At 72.1% G+C, this 15,265-nt stretch carries 15 protein-coding genes and 1 pseudogene; 6 read left to right on the top strand and 10 right to left on the bottom strand.

The features are described from left to right. Positions 1–66: 66 nt before the first annotated feature. Both FVE25_RS26260 and FVE25_RS26255 read right to left on the bottom strand, forming a co-directional pair. Positions 67–1,164 (bottom strand): GntG family PLP-dependent aldolase, encoded by a 1,098-nt coding sequence (locus FVE25_RS26260; RefSeq protein ID WP_219825646.1) that lies wholly within the window; start codon positions 1,162–1,164, stop codon positions 67–69. Positions 1,165–1,439: 275 nt separating this feature from the next. After that, positions 1,440–2,834: an MFS transporter gene (locus FVE25_RS26255; protein ID WP_281367894.1), complete on the bottom strand. Its 1,395-nt coding sequence runs from the start codon at positions 2,832–2,834 to the stop codon at positions 1,440–1,442. Between the two features lie 130 nt (positions 2,835–2,964). Between FVE25_RS26255 and FVE25_RS26250 the strand changes: the two genes are divergently transcribed. Continuing rightward, positions 2,965–3,939 (top strand): Dyp-type peroxidase, encoded by a 975-nt coding sequence (locus FVE25_RS26250; protein ID WP_246267470.1) that lies wholly within the window; start codon positions 2,965–2,967, stop codon positions 3,937–3,939. Then, complete coding sequence (locus tag FVE25_RS26245) at positions 3,936–4,730, top strand: family 1 encapsulin nanocompartment shell protein (RefSeq protein ID WP_157249742.1); 795 nt, start codon at positions 3,936–3,938, stop codon at positions 4,728–4,730. Before FVE25_RS26250 ends, FVE25_RS26245 begins: the two co-directional genes overlap by 4 nt. Here FVE25_RS26245 and FVE25_RS26240 read toward each other — a convergent pair. Further along, entirely contained in the window at positions 4,673–5,350 is a 678-nt protein-coding gene (locus FVE25_RS26240; RefSeq protein WP_157249741.1) for a TetR/AcrR family transcriptional regulator, read from the bottom strand. The two genes, FVE25_RS26245 and FVE25_RS26240, sit on opposite strands and share 58 nt — an antisense overlap. 79 nt (positions 5,351–5,429) lie before the next feature. Between FVE25_RS26240 and FVE25_RS26235 the strand changes: the two genes are divergently transcribed. From FVE25_RS26235 to FVE25_RS26225, 3 genes and pseudogenes are all read left to right on the top strand, one after another. Further along, a complete protein-coding gene (locus FVE25_RS26235; protein WP_157249740.1) occupies positions 5,430–6,227 on the top strand; it encodes an alpha/beta fold hydrolase in 798 nt (265 codons plus the stop codon). 69 nt (positions 6,228–6,296) lie between these two features. Continuing rightward, positions 6,297–7,271, top strand: coding sequence for a M4 family metallopeptidase (locus FVE25_RS26230; protein WP_181019717.1), 975 nt, complete (start codon positions 6,297–6,299; stop codon positions 7,269–7,271). A gap of 257 nt (positions 7,272–7,528) precedes the next feature. Then, a pseudogene (locus tag FVE25_RS26225) lies at positions 7,529–8,029 on the top strand (histidine kinase dimerization/phospho-acceptor domain-containing protein); the annotation flags it as partial. A 335-nt stretch (positions 8,030–8,364) separates the two neighbouring features. Here FVE25_RS26225 and FVE25_RS26210 read toward each other — a convergent pair. The 7 genes from FVE25_RS26210 to FVE25_RS26180 form a co-directional block, all read right to left on the bottom strand. Further along, a complete protein-coding gene (locus FVE25_RS26210; RefSeq protein ID WP_246267572.1) occupies positions 8,365–8,874 on the bottom strand; it encodes an energy-coupling factor transporter transmembrane component T family protein in 510 nt (169 codons plus the stop codon). A gap of 38 nt (positions 8,875–8,912) precedes the next feature. Continuing rightward, the gene (locus tag FVE25_RS26205; protein WP_157249735.1) at positions 8,913–9,587 is read right to left on the bottom strand and encodes an energy-coupling factor ABC transporter ATP-binding protein; all 675 of its coding nucleotides are present in this window, start codon (positions 9,585–9,587) and stop codon (positions 8,913–8,915) included. Further along, positions 9,588–10,676: a thiolase family protein gene (locus FVE25_RS26200; RefSeq protein WP_157249734.1), complete on the bottom strand. Its 1,089-nt coding sequence runs from the start codon at positions 10,674–10,676 to the stop codon at positions 9,588–9,590. A 13-nt stretch (positions 10,677–10,689) separates the two neighbouring features. Then, positions 10,690–11,889 carry a class I adenylate-forming enzyme family protein gene (locus tag FVE25_RS26195; protein ID WP_157249733.1) on the bottom strand — a complete coding sequence of 400 codons (1,200 nt, stop codon included), beginning with the start codon at positions 11,887–11,889 and terminating at the stop codon, positions 10,690–10,692. Beyond that, positions 11,886–12,455: a biotin transporter BioY gene (locus tag FVE25_RS26190; RefSeq protein WP_157249732.1), complete on the bottom strand. Its 570-nt coding sequence runs from the start codon at positions 12,453–12,455 to the stop codon at positions 11,886–11,888. The genes FVE25_RS26195 and FVE25_RS26190 overlap by 4 nt, the downstream gene beginning before the upstream one ends. A 97-nt stretch (positions 12,456–12,552) precedes the next feature. Next, positions 12,553–13,692, bottom strand: a complete 1,140-nt coding sequence (locus FVE25_RS26185) for a family 2 encapsulin nanocompartment cargo protein terpene cyclase (RefSeq protein WP_157249731.1) — start codon at positions 13,690–13,692, stop codon at positions 12,553–12,555. A gap of 32 nt (positions 13,693–13,724) precedes the next feature. Then, a complete protein-coding gene (locus FVE25_RS26180) occupies positions 13,725–14,564 on the bottom strand; it encodes a geranyl diphosphate 2-C-methyltransferase (RefSeq protein WP_157249730.1) in 840 nt (279 codons plus the stop codon). A 144-nt stretch (positions 14,565–14,708) separates the two neighbouring features. Here FVE25_RS26180 and FVE25_RS26175 point away from each other — a divergent pair, with 144 nt between their 5' ends. After that, positions 14,709–15,260, top strand: coding sequence for a TetR/AcrR family transcriptional regulator (locus FVE25_RS26175; RefSeq protein ID WP_157249729.1), 552 nt, complete (start codon positions 14,709–14,711; stop codon positions 15,258–15,260). Positions 15,261–15,265 lie beyond the last annotated feature (5 nt).

Below are 15,265 nucleotides of genomic sequence, written 5' to 3'. Positions count from 1 at the left end.
GTCGAATGGGACAGGAGGTGTTCTGGTGGCGTGCTCGGCGTCGGACAGCGCCGCCGGGCCAGGGCGTCAGCCGGCGAGCACGCGTCGGCGATCGGTCCGTCCCCTCCTCCTGGCGTCGGCGAGGATCGATCCGATCACGTCGAGGGCGTAGCCGATGTCGTCGGCGGACACTCCGTTGTGGGTGACCGCTCTGATCCGGTTGTGGCCGAGTTCCGCCAGCCGTACCCCTCGCGCCTGCGCGGCGGCGATGAAGGCGTGAGTGTCCAGCTCGGACGTGGCCACCCGGAAGAAGACCATGTTGATGCCGGGGTCCACGCGTTCGACGGCGAGCTCGGACATGGCGGCCAGGCCGTCGGCGAGCCGGCGGGCGCTCACGTGGTCGTCGGCCAGGCGGTCGCGATTGGCCAGGGCCACGATGCCGGCGGCGGCCAGCACTCCAGCCTGACGCATGCCGCCGCCGAGCATCTTGCGCAGGCGGCGCACGTCGCGGACGAAGGCGGCGGTCCCGGCGACGATCGAGCCGACCGGCGCGCCCAGCCCTTTGGACAGGCAGAACATCACCGAGTCGGCATAGCCGGCGAGCTGGGCCGCGGGTACGCGGGCGCTCAGCGCGGCGTTGAAGATCCGTGAGCCGTCCAGGTGGACGGTCAGGCCGTTCTCCCGGGCGAAGGTGGTGACCTCGCGCAGGTAGGAGGCGGGCAGCACCTTGCCTCCGCGGTGGTTCTGCGGGTTCTCCAGGCAGAGCAGCGCGGGCAGGGCGTACTGCGGATCACCGGGGCTGGCCGGGAAGGCGGCGGCGATGAGAGCGAGGTCCATGGTGCCGTCGGCGCGATTCGGCACCGGGTGGTAGACCACTCCTCCGCACACTGAGGCACCGCCTGCCTCGTACAGGTAGATATCAGATTCCGCACCCACGATGACCTTGGCCCCGCGGGGGCAGTGGGTCATGATGGCGGACAGGTTGCCCATGGTCCCGCTGGGCATGAAGCAGGCGGCGTCTTTGCCGATCACGTGCGCGGCCATGGCCTCGAGCTCGTTGACCGTCGGGTCTTCGCCATAGCCGTCGTCGCCGAGTTCGGCTACGACCATCGCCTCCAGCATCTCCCGCGACGGGAGGGTGAAGGTGTCGCTGCGCAGCTCGACCCGGCGCTCGGGGGAACTCACGTCGGCCTCCTTGCCGGGTGAGCGGTGTGAAGGGCATCCGGCCCCAGGGTTGGGTCCGATCGGCACCCGTTATTCCCAGGGGTTGTTGGCGGTGCGGCGCGACATGAGAAGCATGAACGTACGAGTCAGTTTGGCGGTGAACATGGCCTGCGTCTCCTTCGCCTCGCCCCGGGTGGGGGCCGGTCCTGTGGATCAACTGGCCTCAGGCTCAAGGGGACGGGCATCGTCCCACTACCGTTTCGCTATCGTGCGCTATCCGCGACGATAGTCGCAGGTCAGGGCCGATGTACCGGCCCTTTGCCGCGGCTGCGGGACAGATCGTGGAGGGCTGCGGCGAGGGCGGCGGCGACGAAGACGAGCACCATCACGAGGCCGTTGCGGAAGGCTGCGGGCCAGCCTTCGCCGACCGCGCCGAAGAAGATCGAACCGGTGGCGGCGATGCCGAACGACGTGCCGAGGCGCTGGCCGGTCTGCAGGACTCCGGCGGCGCTGCCGCCGTGCTCGGGCGGCACCTCCGACAGCGTGATGGCCTGATTGGGCGAGATGACCAGGCCGCTGCCGAGCCCGGTCACCAGCAGGGTGGGCGCGGTGTACCAGCCGAGCCCGGCGGCGGGCGCCAGGAAGGTGACGGCGATGGTGGCGGCCAGGCCGGCGAGGACGATCGTCAGGCCGGCCGCGACCACGCGCCGCCCGGCCCGCGCGACCAGGCGCCCGCCCGCCAGCGCCGCCAGCGCGGAGCCGAGGGCGAACGGGGTGATGGCCAGGCCCGCCTCCAGCGGGGTGTACCCCAGGCCGCTCTGCAGGAAGAGGGTGTAGGTGAAGGGGATGCCGGTGAACCCGGCGAAGTAGAGCATGCCGATGGCGGCGCCCAACCTGTAGGAGCGCCGGGAGAACAGGTCGAGCTGGACGAGCGGCTCACGCCCGTAGTGGCGCTCCCAGGTGACGAACGCGGTCAGCGTGAGCAGGGCGGCGGGGACGAGCAGCCACTTGGCCTGGCTGTCCCACTGGTGTTGCTGGATGAACGGCAGCAGCAGCCCGAACACGCCGAGGCCCAGGAGGAACACGCCGACGGGGTCCATGCTCTGCTGCCGGCGGCGCAGGGCGGGGCCGGGCGCGGGCAGCAGTTTCCAGGCCAGCGGCAGCAGGATCACGCCGATCGGCAGGTTGACGAGGAAGACCCACCGCCAGCCGTACTCGGCGCCGAAGAGCGTGACGAGCGCGCCGCCGATCGCGGGACCGGCGGCGGTCGCGACGCCCATGGTGGCCCCGAACGCGCCGAAGGCCCGGCCGCGTTCCTGACCCTGGAACATCTGCTGGATCAGCCCGGACACCTGGGGGTTGAGCAGTCCGGCGCCGATGCCCTGGACCAGCCGGGCGGCGATGAGCAGGTGGGTGGTGGGCGCGAACCCGCAGGCGGTACTGGCCAGCGTGAACAGCGTCACGCCGATCATGAACATCGTCCGGCGGCTGCGGGCGTCGCCGAGCCGGCCCGCGGGCACGAGCAGCAGGCCGAAGGTGAGCGCGTATCCGGACAGCACCCACTGCAGGCCGTCCTCGGTGGCGTGGAGGCTCTGCTCGATGGAGGGGAGCGCGACGTTGACGATGCTCACGTCGAGGCCGGACATGAAGGCGGCTGTCAGGCATACCCCGAGGGCGGGCAGTCGTCTCACTCCTCGCCTGTGTCCGCGAGCGGCCGCCGGAAACCACCCATTCAGACCGTTGGTTGTCCTGTGAGGTTGGCCTTACCGGCGGGCGGCAACGTTCGACCAGGTGAGCCCACGACAGCATGGACTTCAGGCGGTGCTCGGGCCGTTGAGCCGGGCGGCCGTCTTCACCGTCGCCACCGTCCGGCCGGGGGCCGCCGCCCGGGACGCGGTGCGCGCGCTCTGCGGCGACCTGCCCGCGCTGCTGCGCACGGTCGGGTTCCGCAGCATGGACGGCCGGCTCTCCTGCGCGCTCGGGTTCGGCGCGGACGCGTGGGACCGGCTGTTCGACCTGCCGCGCCCGGCGATGTTGCGCCCGATGCCGGAGGTGCGCGGCGTCCACTACGCACCCTCGACGCCGGGCGACCTGCTGCTGCACCTGCGCGCCGAGCGGATGGACCTCTGCTTCGAGCTGGCCGCGCTCGTCATGGAACGGCTGTCCGGCGCGCTGGCCGCCGTGGACGAGGTGCACGGCTTCCGCTACTTCGACGCCCGCGACCTGCTCGGCTTCGTGGACGGCACCGAGAACCCGGACGACGAGGACCTGGCCGCCGCGTCGGTGCTGGTCGGCGAGGAGGACCCGGTGTTCGCCGGCGGCTCCTACGTCACCGTGCAGAAGTACGTGCACGACCTGACCGCCTGGAACGCGCTGCCGGTCGAGGACCAGGAGCGTGTCATCGGCCGCACCAAGCTCGGCAACGTCGAGCTCGACGACCAGACGAAGCCCCCGTGGGCGCACAACGCCCTGACCGTCATCGAGGAGGGCGGCAGAGAGCTGAAGATCCTGCGCGACAACATGCCGTTCGGCAACGCCGCCGCGGGCGAGTTCGGCACCTACTTCATCGGCTACTCCAGGACCCCGGACACCATCGACCGGATGATGACGAACATGTTCGCCGGCGATCCGCCCGGCAACTACGACCGGATCCTGGACTTCTCCACCGCCCTGACCGGCTCGAGCTACTTCGTCCCGGCACCCGCCCTGCTCGACCGCCTCGCCGAGGCCGCCGAGGAGACCGAGGAGCCCGGCGCGCTCGAGATCGGCAGCCTCAAAGGAGTCCCGCAGACATGAACAACCTGCACCGCGACCTCGCGCCGATCTCCGCCGCCGCCTGGGCGCAGATCGAGGAGGAGGTGGCCAGGACCTTCAAGCGCAACCTCGCCGGCCGCCGGGTGGTCGACACCCACGGCCCCTCGGGCGCCGGCCTGTCGGCCGTCGGCACCGGCCACTACACCAGGATCGAGCCGCCGGGCGACGGCGTCGAGGCCCGCCGCCGCGAGGTGGCCGCGCTGGTGGAGCTGCGCCGGCCGTTCGAGCTGAGCCGCGAGGCGATCGACGACGTGGAGCGCGGCTCGGGCGACTCCGACTGGCAGCCGGCCAAGGACGCCGCGACCGCCCTGGCCATCGCCGAGGACCGCGCGATCTTCCATGGGTACGGCGCGGCCGCCATCTCGGGCATCGTCCCGGCCAGCTCGCACACCCCGATCCCGCTGCCCGCCGAGGTCACCGGCTACCCGGAGGCGATCGCCCAGGCGCTGAGCGGGCTGCGCATGGCCGGTGTGGACGGGCCGTACACGGTGTTGCTGGGCGCGGAGGCGTACACGGGCGTGACGGAGACCAGCGACCACGGCTACCCGGTGCGCGCGCACATCGAGCGCATGGTGGACGGCGAGATCATCTGGGCGCCGGCGCTGACCGGCGCGCTGGTCCTGACCACGCGGGGTGGCGACTATGACCTGCACCTGGGGCAGGACCTGTCGATCGGCTACCTGTCGCACACGGATGCCACGGTCAGGCTCTACCTTCAGGAGTCGTTCACGTTCCTGCCGTTCACGGCAGAGGCGGCGGTGCCGCTGGCGTAGGCGGCCAGGAAGACGCGCACGCCCGCGTCGGCGTAGTGGCGCAGTTCCGCGTCGCTGAACATGGCGCCCTCGACCGGCATGGACATCGCCTTGTTCAGCGGGATCGACAGCACGAGCCAGTTGAAGTGCTGGGCGGCCAGCATGGGGTCGGGCGCGTGGAGCAGCCCGCGCCGGTCGAGCGCCTCGAACCATCCGGCGAAGATGGCGCACGAGCGCTCCGGCCCGTTCTCGTACCAGGCACGGGCCAGGTGCGGGAAGCGGTCGGCTTCGCCGATGAGCACGCGGCGCATGCGCAGCAGGGGCGGCTGCATGACCACGCTCAGGTGCATGCGGGCGTATTCTCGCAGGTCGCGCTCCAGGTCGTCGGTGCCGGGCATGGCCAGTTCGAGCGGGTGCGGGTCCACCTCCATCTGGGAGATGTCGAGCGTGATCAGCTCGCCGAACAGGCTCTGCTTGTCCGCGAAGTGCTTGTAGACGGTCTGCTTGGAGACCTCGGCCATGGCGGCGACGTCGTCCATGCTGGTGCCCGCGAAGCCGTTGCGCAGGAAGAGGGTGCGGGCCGCGTCGAGGATGGCGCGGCGTTTCCTGGCCGTGCGCCCGTCCGACTGTGTCTGCTCCATGCTCAAAATCATACTAGACGGTCCAGTACTCACGGCAGTACTGTACGGTCTAGTTCCGAATGCGGAGAGAGGAAACACCATGTATCTCGACATTTCTGATGGCCGGCTGTACTACGAGGTCCGCGGCACCGGCCCCCTGGTCCTGTTGTTCGGCGCTCCCATGGACGCCGGCGCCTTCGCCCCCCTCGCCGACCTGCTCGCCACCGACCACACCGTGGTGACCGCCGACCCGCGCGGCATCGGCCGCAGCGTGCTGACCGACCCCGAGCAGGAGTCCACGCCCGCCCTGCGCGCCGCCGACCTGGCCCGGCTCCTGGACCACCTCGACGCCGGCCCCGCCGTCGCGTTCGGCTCCAGCGGCGGCGCTGTCACCGTGCTCGCCCTCGCGCAGTCCCGCCCCGACCTCCTGCGCGCGGTCATCGCCCACGAGCCCCCGCACTACCACCAGCTCGACGACCGCGAGAAGCTGACGGCCAGGGTCGAGGACATGATCGCCGCCTACGCCGCCGGCGACATCAAGGGCGCCTGGGCGATGTTCATGGAGAACGCCAACATCCACCTGCCCGAAGGCATGCTGGACCACTTCGTCCCCGAGCCGGGCACGCAGGCGGCCGCCGACGACCGCTACTCCTACCTCCAGATGCTGCGCGGCACCGTCCAGTGGGTGCCCGATCTGCCCAACCTGCGCGACAACCCGGCGAAGATCCTCATCGGCCTCGGCGAGGAATCGGCCGGCGAGCTCTGCGACCGGACCTCCAGGGCACTTGCCGCCTCGCTCGGCACCCAGCCCACGATGTTCCCCGGCGGCCACATCGGCTTCGCCGAGGACCCGGGGACGTTCGAACCCCGCCTGCGCGAGGTCCTGCGCGAGGTATAAGGCGCCGTTATGGCGACACGTGGGCTTTTCCCGACCGATCGAGTGGTGTGCCCTGAAGGGGTGAAACTGATGCCCCGGTTGAGCTCCGTCGCCCTCGCCGCAGTCGTTACTCTGGCCGGCGGAACTCTGCAACCCACCGTCGGCTTCGGGCTTCACAACGGAAGGGTCACGATTGACCTCGACCCCGGCCGGATGGTGGACTCCACCCGGCCGGGACTCCGCTGCGGCGGCACCAGCGGCGTCCCCTTCGTCGTCACGGAGCCGGTCGACGGCTCGCCTGCCGTCAGGGCCTGCGTCGACGTGATGTACGGCGCACAGCAGTTGTGGAACATGCTGCGCGACTGGGCGGGCCGCAACGGCTTCGACGGCAACGGCCGGGCCTTCCCCGCCGTCGTCGACGCCAGCACCGTCAACAACTACTGGAACGGCGCGAGGGCCGGCTTCGGCATCGCCGCGCTCAGGCCCCGGACCACCACCCTGGACCTCGTCGGCCACGAGTACGGCCACGCCGTCTACCAGTACACCCCCGGCGGCGCCGGGTCCGGCAACGAGATGGGCGCGCTGAACGAGTCGGCCGCCGACATCCTCGGCGCCGGCGTCGAACACTACGCGAACAACCCGAACAACCCGCCCGACTGGCTGATCGGCGAGCTCCCGGGACTGGGCACCGGGCCGCTGCGCAACCTGGCCAACCCCGCCGCGGTCGGCTTCCCCGCCTGCCACGGCCCCATCGGCGAGGTACACGCCACCTCCGCCCCGCACAGCCGCTGGTTCGTCCTGCTGGCCGACGGCACCAGGGCCAGCCCCCAGCGCTGCGACGGCGGCCCGCCGATCACCGGGATCGGGGTGCGCAAGGCCCTGCAGATCTTCATGGCCTCGCTGACACTCAAGAGCAACCCCTGGAACCACAAGAAGGCCCGCATCGCCACCCTCACCGCGGCCAAGACGTTGCATGCCCCGAGCTGCGCCGAGTTCGACGTGGTCAGACAGTCCTGGAACGCCATCGGCCTGCCCGCCCAGCCGGCCGAACCCACCTGCCCATAGCGGTCCTTTACCAGGGCGACGCTTTGCTGCGAGCCGGTTTCGGCAACGATCTCCCCCTGCCCGCCGAGCTGTCCACCCCGCCCGGCATCGACCTCCTCCAGGTCGTCGCCGCCGACGGCCGGGTGCTCTCCAGCTCGCCGCAGGCCACCGGTCCCGGCCGCTTCAGCACCCTGCCCACCCCGCAGGCCGAGCGCATCTACTCCGCGTACGGCCCGCCGTCGCTCCCCGGCCAGGCCGGCGACTACTACATCGCCGCCATGTCCACCACCTCGCCCCGAGGCCAGGTCACCGTCTACGCCGCCGAGGACGTGGCCGGCACCCGGCAGGCCGTCGGCCTGTTCTACCTCACGCTCGCCGTCTCCGTTCCGACCCTGCTCGTCATGGTGGCCGTCGCCGCCTGGACCGCCGTCGGCCAGGCGCTGCGCCCGGTGGAGCGCATCCGCACCCAGCTGGCCGCCATCACCGCCGGGGACCTCGGGCGGCGCGTCCACCAGCCCGGCACCGGCGACGAGATCGCCGCCCTGGCCGCCACCACCAACGACACCCTGGCCCGATTGGAACGCTCCACCGAGACCCAGCGCAACTTCGTCAGCGACGCCTCCCACGAGCTGCGCAGCCCCATCACCGCCCTGCGCACCCAGCTCGACCTGGCCGTCACCTACCCGGAGGACACCGACTGGCCCGAGGTGAGCGCCCGCTCCCTCGAGGCGGCCGACCGGCTGGCGGGGATCATCGACGAACTCCTGCTGATGGCCAGGCTGGACGCGGGAGCCGTACCGGACGAAGGGCCCGTGGACGTCGCGGAGCTGGCGCGGCGGCAGGCCGCGCGCCGCCCGGCCGTCACCGCCGACCTGGCGTCGGAGGCGTACGTGGAGGGCTCGCCCATCCAGCTCGACCGGCTGCTGACGAACCTGCTGGACAACGCCGAGCGCCACGCCCGCTCCCACGTCGAGGTTGCGGGTCGCGGTGGAGGGCGAGGAGGTGGTGCTGACCGTCACCGACGACGGCAACGGCATCGCCCCCGAGGACCGCGAGCGGGTCTTCGAGCGGTTCACCCGGCTCAAGGAGGGCCGCGGGCGCTGAGCACCGCGCGTCAGTCGTCGAGGCCGCGGGCGCTGAGTGCCTCGCCGAGCGCGTCCGCGTGCCGCAACGCCCCCACCACCAGAGGTACGGCGAAGGCCCGAAGGCTCCAGCTCACCCCGCGCGCCAGCTGCGCCTCCCTGACCCGCCGCGCCAGGTCGGCCAGCAGCGGCACGCTGCGCAGGGTCAGGGTGAGCATGAGCGAGACGCGGAACGGGTCGATCTTGAACAGCCGCAGCGGCGTCAGCCCGCGTTCCAGCGTGGCCATCATCACGGAGGCGGGCGTGGTCAGCGTGACCAGCCCGGCCAGGGCCACCATCAGCACCACCCGCGTCGTGGTCGAGACCGCCTCCGGCAGGCCGGCGAGCAGGAGCTGGGTGGCGAAGAGCACGGCGGCGAACCAGCGCACCGGCCGCACCTGCGCCCAGGCCGCCGCGGGACGGACGCGGGCCACGCCGTACAGCCCGATCACGACGAGCGCCGCCCCCGCCAGCGCCCACGGCGACCGGAGCAGGACCAGCACCGTGCAGCCCGCGGCCAGCCCGAGCAGCTTGAGCCCGGTCACGCCATCAGCTCGCGATAGCGGGCGAGCGCGCTCGCGGGCGGGCCGTCGGCCACGAGCTTGCCCTGGTCCAGGACGAGCACCCGGTCGAAGCCGGTCAGCAGCTCCAGGTCGTGGCTGACGACCACCACCTGCTGCGGCAGTTCGGCGATGACCTGCGCCACCTGGCGGGAGTTGCGCAGGTCGAGCAGGGTCGTGGGCTCGTCCATGACCAGGATGTCGGGTTCGAGCACGAGCACCGAGCACAGGGCCAGCAGCTGCTTCTGCCCGCCGGACAGCTGATGGGCCGGGTGGTCGGCGTGCCCGGCCAGGCCGTACCGGGAGAGCACGTCGGTGACCAGCTCGTTCACCTCGGCCTTGGACAGGCCCCTGCGCCGCAGGGAGAAGGCCACGTCCTCGGCGACGGTCGGCATGACGATCTGCGCGTCGGGGTCGGTGAACACGAACCCCACCCGCCGCCTGATCGTGGCCGCCTCCCGCCGGGTGTCCATCCCCAGGACGCGCACGCTGCCCGAGGCAGGCAGGGCCAGGCCGTTGAGCAGGCGGGCGAAGGTGCTCTTGCCCGAGCCGTTGGCGCCCACCACGCCGATGCGCCGCTCGGGCAGGGTGAGCGTCAGCCCGTCCAGGACGTCGCGCTCGGCCAGCCGTACGCGCACGTCTTTCAGCTCGATCACTCACACCACCTCGAACAACGCGGCGACTCCCAGGCCGCCCCCGACCGCGGCCGCGGCCAGACCCAGGGTGCCACGTGCGACGCCGTGCCCGGTCAAACGGGTGAACAACCGGGTGACGACGACGGCCCCGCTGGCTCCCCATGGGTGCCCGAGTGCCAGCGCGCCGCCGCCGGCGCAGACGCGGTTTCGGTCGGCGCCCAGCGGGTCCAGGCCGAGCGCGTCGGTCACCGCGAGCACCTGGGCGGCGAACGCCTCCACGATCTCCACGGCGGCGACCTGCTCGATCCCGACTCCGGCCCGCGTCAGCACCCGCTCCACGGCCGGGACCGGGCCCCAGCCCGGCAGCTCCGGGTCGCAGCCCGCGACGGTGCCCGCGACCAGCCGCAATCCCGGCACGCCCGGCTGCTCGCGCACGAGCATGACCGCCGCCGCGCCGTCGCTGATGGGCGAGGAGTTGCCCGCCGTCACCGTCCCGCCGGGCACGAACGCCGCGGGCAGCCTGGCCAGCGACGCCGCGCGCAGCACGCGGGGCCGTTCGTCACGCTCCCGCCCGCCGATCGGGACGATCTCCCGGCCGAAGTCGGCCGCCAGCGCCTTGGCATGGCTCTCGATCGCGTAGGCGTCCTGGCGCTCCCTGCTGATGCCGTACTTGACGGCCAGCGCCTCGGCGGCCGGGCCCATGTCGGGGTCGGGCCGGCCGCGCGGGGTGAAGGGCGCTCTCGCGTACGGCCCGGCCGCCCCGGGATGCGTGCGCAGCGGCGCCGTCGAGGCGCTCTCCACCCCGCCCGCGATCACCACGTCCATCTCCCCCGCGGCCACCGCCTGCCCGGCCACCAGGATCGCGGCCAGCCCGCTGCCGCACTGCCGGTCCACGGTCAGCCCCGGCACCTCGTGACCGAGCCCGGCGGCCAGCGCCGACACCCGCGCCAGGTTCCCGCCCGGTCCCATGCAGTTGCCCAGCACCACGTCGTCCACCCGGGCGTCCCCGGCCACGGCCGCGATCACCGGCGCGGCCAGGTCCTCGGCGGTGCGGTCCTTGAAGGCGTGCCCGGCCGTCCCGATCGGGGTACGGCGGGCCGCGACGATCATCGGCCGGCCCATGTCAGACCAGCCGCCTGAACCCGGTCAGCCCCTCGGCGACCAGCGCGCGGGCCGGCTTGCCCGTGGCGTTGCGCGGCAGGCTGCCTGCCGCGTACCAGCGGCGCGGGCGCTGCACCGGGTCGAGCCCGTCGCGGGCCGCCGCCTCCAGCGCCGCCCGCCGTACACCGTCGCCCTCGACCACCGCGGTCACGACCGCGCCCAGCTCGGGGTGGGGCGAGCCGACCACGACCGCGTCCAGCACGCCGGGCACCCGGCGCAGCACCGCCTCCACGTCCTCGGGCACGACGGTGGCGCCGCCGGTCTGGATCGCGCCGTCGCCCCGGCCGCGCACCCGCAGCACCCCGCCCGGCGTGTACGGCCCGGCCAGGTCGCCGACGCTGGCCCACCCGGCGGCGTCCCGGCGCAGCGGCCCGGCGGCCGGGCCCAGGTACCCCTTGGCCACCCAGGGCGAACGCACCCACACGACGCCCTCGCGCACCTCGATCTCGGTCTCGGGGAAGGCGCGCAGCCCATTCCCGTCGGGGTCGGCGGCGACGAAGGACAGCTCGGTGGCCCCGTAGTACGCCACCACGCGCAGCCCCTCGGCCTGGGCCCGCACGGCGGGGTCCAGTGCCGCGCCGCCCACGACGGCCACCCGCAGCGACGGCGGCTTGGGCAGCACCTGCGGCAGCTGGTGCGGCACCAGGTGGACGACGCTGGCCCGGCCGAGGTGCTCCAGCGACCACCGGCCCGGGACGATGGCCGTCGCGCCGACGCCCAGCGCGTGCGCGGCGGCGAAGCCGTACAAGGAGGAGACCAGCGGGCCCGGCACGAGCACGACGTCGTCCTCGCTCACCCCGGCCAGCGCGTTGAGGTGCGGGAAGGAGTCCCGCCACGACTCCCGCGAGCGCAGCACGGCACGCGGGCGGCCGGTGCTGCCGGAGGTGAAGCTCGCCCATCCCGGCCCGGACAGCGTCCATTCCGGCGTGACCAGGCGCGCCGCCGCCGGATCGCAGATCAGCGGGACGATCCCGGCCAGGTCGGCGGCGAGCGCCGTCGTCAGGGCGCGCACCGGATCCCGCGCGGTGATGACGGACCGGGCGGGCAGGGATTTCACCCGGCGGGCGAGTTCCCCGTAGGTGACCTCCTCGTCCGGCCCGACCAGGGCGAGCCGTTCCGGAGCACGTGCGGCGTGCTCCAGGACGAGGTCGGCGACCGTCACGTGTGGTGCTCCCGCCGGCGCCCCGGCGCGGCGTCGGGATAGGCACGCTGCACACCCCGCGCGACCAGGGCGGCGAGCACCGCCTTGATCAGGTCGCCGGGCAGGAAGATCGCGCTGCCCGCCAGCGCCGCCCACAGGGGCAGCCCGGTGATCGCCGCCTGCACCGGCACCCCGATCAGGTAGATGACCCCGATCCCGCCGACCACGCAGGCGATCAGCAGCCGGACGAAGCCGGGCTTGGCCCCGCCCCGCTCCGCGATCCACCCCGTGAGCGCCGCGCCCGGGATCCAGCCGAGCAGGTATCCGGCCGACGGCATCGCGAACACGCCGAGCCCGCCCCGGCCTCCGGCCAGCAGCGGCAGCCCGACCGCCACCAGCACGAGCAGCACGACGACGGCCAGTGCCGCCCGCCACGTGCCCAGGATCACCCCGGCGAGCATCACGCCGAAGGTCTGCAAGGTGATCGGTACGGCGTTGCCGAAAACGTTCAGCGACCCCGGTAGTCCGAGCACGGCGATGAGCGCCGCGAACACGCTGACCCTCGCCAGGTCTCCAGCATTTTTCATGGCACCGATCTCACACCACAACCCGATGATCCAGATATGGAGGGTTGCCACAACTTCCGGCGGTGTTAACCGGTGCCCGCGTGGTGGCGCCGCACAGTTACGTCTCTGTCGTGGAGTACCTGTTGGTGGTGCTGTGCCACTCGAAACTGCCGCCCAGCCAGGCGCCGAGGGCCCACAGGAACTGCCGCAGCTCGAGCGAGGGCGTCTTGGCCAGCTCGCGGCAGTCGGCCTCGAACGCCGCGACGATGTCGTTGTGCAGCGCGACGGCGCGCTCGGCGGCCTCGCGCAGGCTGCAGCCGCGTTCCTCGGCGATCAGCAGCACGAGGTTGCAGTCGGGCCGCTCGTCGGCGGCCTCCTTGAGGGCCGAGTGCAGGTCGTTGACGATCACCGCCGCGGTGCCGGCCCGCATGGCCGCGCGGTGCACCCGCGGCCGGTAGAAGAGGTTGGCGGGCAGCTCGTAGCCGCCCGCGATGTCGATGAGCGTCATCGAGGTGTAGAAGCTGTCGTGCTGGCGTGTGGCCAGGTATCGCCATGCCTCCACCTGCTGCCCGCTCTGCCGCCAGGCGCCGTAGGCGTTCCAGCTCACCCACATCTGGCACGAGGTGAGGTTGACCCGGGCGATCTGGGAGGGCGTGGCGTGCCTCGCCACGTGATCGCGGGCGGAGGTCAGCGAGACCAGGACCGGATCGGCGCCCAGCTGCTCGTCGAGCTGCTCGGTGAACTCGTCGGCGGGCGGCGGCGCGTCCATGGCCGACACGGCCAGGGCCAGCCGTCCGGCCAGGAGTTCCGGGTCGGCGCCCAGCTCGGTCTCGTCGGCGTAATAGTCGTCGCAGGCCCACCAGGCGGCGTTCATCTGGGCGGCCAGCAGCAGCCGGTCGGGGTCGTCGATGTCGGGGTGCGCCAGCGTGATCAGCCGCCCGAACCCGGTCTGCCGGAACTGCTCGATGCGTCCCTCGTGCAGTCCGATCCCTTCGGCCCACGCCACCAGCCGCTCGTTGACCAGGGTCGCGAGCGCGTCGTTCACCCGGACGGTCAGCGGGCAGTACAGCGGCGGCATGCTCCCGTCGGCCCACGGCCGCAGGGCGTAGGTGAGCGGCGGCTGCCGCGTGACCCGTGGTCCGGCGGAGCACCAGAACGGGTCTGGCACGGGGCCGCCGTCCGCCGGATCTGCGAACAGGCGGACGGCGGAGGTGCCGAGCCCGGTTGGTCCGGACAGGAACGCGGAGGGGTCGGGCATGACGTTCCTTTCGCTGGGCGAGGGTGCTCGGGTCAGACGCGGTCGGCGGCGATCAGCAGGTATTGGAAGCTGCCGTCGCGGTAGGCCGTCAGGAACGCCTGCTCGATGCCGGTGATCACGGAGGACTGCGCGCGCAGTTCCCAGTAGGGGATGGTGAGCTCGGTCAGGTCCACCACGCTGATCGGCACCAGGCCGTTGTCGGCCATGGCGCGGAAGTAGGCGCTGCGCGGGTGGATGTCGCAGATGTAGTGGGCGTTGATCTCGCTGACCGCCTTGGAGGGCAGGCCGTAGACGTCGTTGTAGCAGCCGGTGATGGTGACGTACCGGCCGCCGGGCCGCAGGAGCTGGGCGTGGGCGGCGAACAACTTGGCGAGGTTGACGTACATCGTGCTCTCGTTGTTCCAGATGCCGGCGAAGCTCTCGGGTTCGAAGCCGGTCTTGAGCATGTTGCACAGGTGGAAGCGGACTCTGTCGTCCACTCCGCGCAGGCGCGCGTGCTCGTTGGCGAAGTCGACCTGCTTCTGCGAGATCGAGACGCCGTCGACGTGGCAGCCGAAGCGCTCGTGGGCCATGAAGCTGCTGCCGCCGCGCCCGGAGCCGGCGTCCAGCAGCCGGTCGCCGGGCTGGATCGGGCCGAGGTGGTCGAGCAGGAGCACGGCCTGGGCCGTCTCCAGCCGGTGCATCTCGGCGATCATCCGCTCGTCGCGGCCCTCCTCGGGCCCCTCCAGGACCGACCAGTCGACGTCCCCGATGCCGTAGTGATGGTGATAGGTGCCCGAAACCTCGCCGAGGCGGAGGTTGACCGGGTTCTTCTCCCTGTTCCAGTAGTCAGCCACGGAGTTCTGGTACGGGCTGCTGATGACCACGGACATAGGCACGCCTTTCCGGGAAGGATCGCCACCTGCTCCTGACACGCACGCGAAGTTATCGCCCCGCTACCGAAAGCGAAATGCGTTGTTCCGGTATCCGGAACCCTGTATCTTCGTTGAATAAACGTTTACTCAACAAGGATTCCCATGACCACTCGGAAGGAACAGGCAGAGCGCCGGCGGGAACAGCTCCTCGACGCGGCGCTGACCGTCTTCGCGGCCAAGGGTGTGGACGGCGCCTCGGTCAAGGACCTCGCCACGGCCGCCGGCGTCACCCCCGGACTGCTCTACCGCTACTTCGACAGCAAGGAAGCCCTGGTCGAGACCCTGCTCAGGGAACGCGGCTTCCTGCCCCGCCTGCGCGAGCTGCTCACCGCGGGCCACACCGGCCGCCCCGCGCGCGAGGTCCTGATCGACCTGCTGACGGACTTCGACACCCTGCTGGCCGACAACGCCGACCTGGTCGCGCTCTTCTTCGGCGCCACCCGCGCCCGCGCGGCGCTGGCCGAGCTGACCGGCGAGGGACAACACCTCATCGGCGCCTTCCTGGAGTCCGCCGTCGCCGCCGGCGAGCTGCGTCCCCACGACACCCGCACCGCCGCGCGGACGCTGTTCGCCACGGTGGCGGTCAACCGCGCCATGCGCGCCCCGATCGACGTCCCGGCCCTGATCGGCCTGCTCTACCCCGGCGAGAGGTGACGGCC

The organism is Nonomuraea typhae (assembly GCF_009760925.1).
Taxonomy (GTDB): domain Bacteria; phylum Actinomycetota; class Actinomycetes; order Streptosporangiales; family Streptosporangiaceae; genus Nonomuraea; species Nonomuraea typhae.
The sequence above is the reverse complement of the archived record's forward strand: the minus strand, read 5'-3'. Positions and strand labels throughout refer to the sequence as shown.

Coding starts and splice junctions, on each gene's coding strand:
- FVE25_RS26180 (WP_157249730.1), bottom strand. CDS start 14,564: ATGTCCGTGGTCATCAGCAGCCCGTACCAGAACTCCGTGGCTGACTAC.
- FVE25_RS26245 (WP_157249742.1), top strand. CDS start 3,936: ATGAACAACCTGCACCGCGACCTCGCGCCGATCTCCGCCGCCGCCTGG.
- FVE25_RS26240 (WP_157249741.1), bottom strand. CDS start 5,350: ATGGAGCAGACACAGTCGGACGGGCGCACGGCCAGGAAACGCCGCGCC.
- FVE25_RS26235 (WP_157249740.1), top strand. CDS start 5,430: ATGTATCTCGACATTTCTGATGGCCGGCTGTACTACGAGGTCCGCGGC.
- FVE25_RS26200 (WP_157249734.1), bottom strand. CDS start 10,676: ATGATCGTCGCGGCCCGCCGTACCCCGATCGGGACGGCCGGGCACGCC.
- FVE25_RS26230 (WP_181019717.1), top strand. CDS start 6,297: ATGCCCCGGTTGAGCTCCGTCGCCCTCGCCGCAGTCGTTACTCTGGCC.
- FVE25_RS26185 (WP_157249731.1), bottom strand. CDS start 13,692: ATGCCCGACCCCTCCGCGTTCCTGTCCGGACCAACCGGGCTCGGCACC.
- FVE25_RS26190 (WP_157249732.1), bottom strand. CDS start 12,455: ATGAAAAATGCTGGAGACCTGGCGAGGGTCAGCGTGTTCGCGGCGCTC.
- FVE25_RS26175 (WP_157249729.1), top strand. CDS start 14,709: ATGACCACTCGGAAGGAACAGGCAGAGCGCCGGCGGGAACAGCTCCTC.